The sequence below is a fragment of the Chroococcidiopsis cubana SAG 39.79 genome (assembly GCF_003991895.1).
Classification (GTDB): domain Bacteria; phylum Cyanobacteriota; class Cyanobacteriia; order Cyanobacteriales; family Chroococcidiopsidaceae; genus Chroococcidiopsis; species Chroococcidiopsis thermalis.
The window spans coordinates 1-278 of sequence record NZ_RSCK01000027.1 but is presented as its reverse complement, the minus strand read 5'-3'; the positions used below and the strand labels follow the sequence as shown (position 1 = coordinate 278).

Genomic DNA, 278 nt, shown 5'->3' with positions numbered 1-278 from the left:
CCAAAAGTGGTAGAACTGCCCTCTGCCCCATCCCGAACGAGCAACTGACGAGTGTTAATCGTCAAGTCTCCTGCATCTCCGGTTGAGTTTCGGCGAGCTTGAGTATTCAGACCGCTGGGAAGCTGACCATTGGTAGATTCACCAATCAGTTGCACAGAGTCAGTGGCATTGACAGTCAAATCTCCCCCTTTGCCTGCACCAAAAGTGGTAGAACTGCCCTCTGCCCCATCCCGAACGAGCAACTGACGAGTGTTAATCGTCAAGTCTCCTGCATCTCC

General features: G+C 52.5%; 1 pseudogene. It reads right to left on the bottom strand.

Annotated features, from left to right (window positions below):
• Positions 1 to 278, bottom strand: a pseudogene (locus tag DSM107010_RS38510) (hypothetical protein); the annotation flags it as partial.